This is a genomic window from Sutterella parvirubra YIT 11816, from assembly GCF_000250875.1.
In the GTDB taxonomy this organism is placed as follows: Bacteria; Pseudomonadota; Gammaproteobacteria; order Burkholderiales; family Burkholderiaceae_F; genus Sutterella; species Sutterella parvirubra.
Genome location: NZ_JH604925.1, coordinates 1 through 3,022, shown reverse-complemented (window position 1 = coordinate 3,022; position 3,022 = coordinate 1). Strand labels below are relative to the sequence as shown.

Annotated in this window: 5 protein-coding genes; all 5 read left to right on the top strand. The window is 64.7% G+C overall.

Annotated features, from left to right (window positions below; translation table 11 throughout):
* On the top strand, positions 1-527 hold a 527-nt coding region (locus HMPREF9440_RS03455), incomplete at its 5' end, for a DEAD/DEAH box helicase (protein ID WP_008541548.1).
* 124 nt (positions 528-651) lie between these two features.
* On the top strand, positions 652-1,089 hold the full coding sequence (locus HMPREF9440_RS03450) for a hypothetical protein (RefSeq protein WP_040763428.1): 438 nt from the start codon (positions 652-654) through the stop codon (positions 1,087-1,089).
* 71 nt (positions 1,090-1,160) lie between these two features.
* Positions 1,161-2,003 (top strand): M15 family metallopeptidase, encoded by an 843-nt coding sequence (locus HMPREF9440_RS11640; RefSeq protein WP_008541546.1) that lies wholly within the window; start codon positions 1,161-1,163, stop codon positions 2,001-2,003.
* A gap of 114 nt (positions 2,004-2,117) precedes the next feature.
* Positions 2,118-2,684: a DJ-1/PfpI family protein gene (locus HMPREF9440_RS03435; protein WP_008541543.1), complete on the top strand. Its 567-nt coding sequence runs from the start codon at positions 2,118-2,120 to the stop codon at positions 2,682-2,684.
* Between the two features lie 46 nt (positions 2,685-2,730).
* Complete coding sequence (locus HMPREF9440_RS03430) at positions 2,731-2,970, top strand: hypothetical protein (RefSeq protein WP_008541541.1); 240 nt, start codon at positions 2,731-2,733, stop codon at positions 2,968-2,970.
* Positions 2,971-3,022 lie beyond the last annotated feature (52 nt).

Below are 3,022 nucleotides of genomic sequence, written 5' to 3'. Positions count from 1 at the left end.
AGCAGGTCCGGTTTTCGACCCCCACCCCACTCCTCGAAGAGTGCCGGAGCGCCGGGAACAAGACGCTGGTCTTCACGCAGTACGCGCAGATGGGCGAACGTCTGAAGACCTGGATCGAGAAGGCGGGGTTCGGGAAGAACATCCCCTTCATCCACGGGCAGGTGCCGACCGCGCAGCGCCAGGAGATGATCGACCGCTTCCAGGAGGACGCGGACTGCCCGGTGATGGTCTTGACGCTCCGCTCGGCCGGGGTGGGTTTGAACCTCACCGCCGCCAACGTCGTCGTCCACTACGACCTCTGGTGGAATCCGGCGATCGAAGAGCAGGCCACCGACCGGGCGTTCCGCATCGGGCAGCAGAAGGACGTTCTCGTCTACCGATTCATCTCGGCCGGGACCTTTGAAGAGCGCATCAACGCGATGCTGACCACGAAGCGGAAGTTGGCGGAATCGACCGTCAACACGGGTGAGCGCTGGATCGGCGACATGACGGACCAGGAGTTGGAAGAAATCTTCCGGTTGGAGTAAGAAGCCGGGAGGCTTGGAGAAGGCGGAGGGGCCCATCGCGGGGCCCTTCGCTTTTCGGGACGTGCTCGGGTAGAGTTGCGGCTTGAACGATCCGTACGACGAAGGTGACGAGGAGACCCGGGGGATGTCCGTGAAGCGCAAAAAGAAGAAGCGGAAGAAGGCCGAGGACTGGGCGTCCTACTCCGGTTGGGACATCTACCTCTACGGCGGGCTCGACACCGAGGAAACGGCGTTCTACTCGTCGATGGAGCCTGAACTTGCGGCTTCGCTTCTTCAGGACGAATTGGATTCGTTGAAGGAGAAGCGCAAGCGCCGCGGGTGCAAAGGGCGGCGTTCCGAGATGCGCCGCCGTGACCGGCGGTCGAACGCGCCGCTGACGCCGCAGGAGGAAAAGCTCCTCGATGAACTTTCCCCGCCCGCGGAGCGTTTTGAGCCCGGGGCATGGCCGGACGCACAGACCCGCCCGATGCGTATGACGCGGCCGTCGCCCGAGACAACGCACGGGGATCTCCTCAGCGAAGCCGGTCGGAACGACTGCGCCGACGAAGAGCTCCCCTTCTGAAGCCGCGCTCGACCGCGAACTGCGCCATCCGTCATACTTCGCTCACCGACTCCTCCGACCAACGCACCGCCATGACGACTTCGACCCGACCGACCCCGACCACCCTTTTCCGGCCCACCCGTTTCGGCCGCAGCGCCCTCCTCGCCCTCGCGCTCTCGGGCGTGCTCGGAGCCGTCGGGCCGGGCTCCGGCGCAGGCGCAGGCTTCGGTGCTGAGGCGGGCTGCTTCACGGCCGGCCTGCCCTCGGCGTCCGCCGCGGAAGCGAAGCAGTCGGCTTGGGTGCCGGGCACGGTCGTCCCCGACGCCGAACTCAAACAGTTCCCGATCGGGGACTGGTTCAAGGCCGCGCCGATCCCGGACGACGTCTTTGCCCGCATGAAGGGAAAGAGCTTCAAGGCGGACTGCACGGTGCCGCGCGGGGAACTCCGCTACGTGACGGTCCTCCACTACGGTGCTGACGGGAAGATCCGGCGCGGTGAAATGGTCGTGAACCGTGCCGCCGCGGCGGACGTGACCGACGTCTTTCAGAAGCTCTTCGAAGCTCAGTACCCGATCGAGCGCATGACGCTGATCGACGATTTCGGCGCGGACGACGAGGCCAGCATGAGGGCGAACAATTCGAGCGCCTTCAATTTCCGCGTCGTGAAGGGTTCAAAGAAGCTCTCGGCGCACGCGCGCGGCCTCGCCGTCGACATCAATCCCCTCTACAACCCGTACGTCCGGGTCATGAAGGACGGCACCACCGTCGTGCAGCCCGAAGCCGGGCGGCCCTACGCCGACCGCGAAGGGATCTACCCCTTCCGCATCGACGCGGACGACCTCGCGGTGAAGCTCTTCAAGGCGAAGGGCTGGAGCTGGGGCGGCGACTGGAAGTCGCTCAAAGACTTTCAGCACTTCGAGAAGCCGCTGCCGTAACCGACCTCTCTATTCGAAACGGTCAGCTTCGGCCGGGCGCCCGGATGAGCCGCCCGACCAAAAGCACGTACCCCGCCGCGTAGACCGAGCCGATCAGAGGGGCCGGTCATTACGGTGGTGCTCTTCCCCGGGTTTGAAACCATCGACGCGATGGGCCCGGTCGAGATGCTGGGCTGCTTGGAAGGCGCAACCACCCGCTGGGTGTCGCTCTCGGGCGGCGTCGTGACGAGCGCCCAGGGCGTGCCCGTCATGACCGAGAAGATGGACGACGACGCCCCCGAGATCCTGCTCATTCCGGGCGCAGCGCCTCAGTGGCTGAAGTTGGAACCCGCGTTCTTCGATGCGATCCGCCGGGCGGCTGAGAAGGCTCAATACGTCCTCACGGTCTGCACGGGCTCGTTCCTCTTGGCACGCACCGGCTTCCTCAACGGCCGCAAGGCGACCTCCAGCAAGAACGCCATCCCGATGGTCTTGGAGAACGCCCCGAAGGTCCTCTGGCAGAAGAAGGCCCGCTGGGTGGAGGACGGGAACGTGTGGACATCGTCGGGCATCACCGCCGGGATGGACATGGCTTTGGGGTTCATCGCCAAGACCCGCAGCGTCGAAGAGGCCCGCCGGATCGCCGCCTTCACCGAATACCATTGGAATGAGGACGCCGCGGACGATCCGTTCGCCAAGTAAAGACTAAGATGGTCTCGTCCGTTCCAGAGCGCGGAGGCCGAGACCCATGAGCAAACCGTTCAACCCCGTCGACTTCTTCGAGTCGGACGACGAGATTGTCGACTTCCTCGTCGAGTGCTGGTTCGACGATCCCGAAGGTCTCACGTACCTCCGGGCTTGCGAATTCGTCGCGGACGCCCTGGGCGACACGAAGACGTTCGCCCGGTTGGTCGGTCTGTCGGTCCGCGCGATCACCAAGCGGGAAAGTGCCCGGGCTGCAGACGGCGGCCGGGATGCTTCCGCCTGACGCCCCGATCACCCCATCACATCTCAGGAACAGTAAAGAAATAAAATTTACT

Coding starts and splice junctions, on each gene's coding strand:
- HMPREF9440_RS03450 (WP_040763428.1), top strand. CDS start 652: ATGTCCGTGAAGCGCAAAAAGAAGAAGCGGAAGAAGGCCGAGGACTGG.
- HMPREF9440_RS11640 (WP_008541546.1), top strand. CDS start 1,161: ATGACGACTTCGACCCGACCGACCCCGACCACCCTTTTCCGGCCCACC.
- HMPREF9440_RS03430 (WP_008541541.1), top strand. CDS start 2,731: ATGAGCAAACCGTTCAACCCCGTCGACTTCTTCGAGTCGGACGACGAG.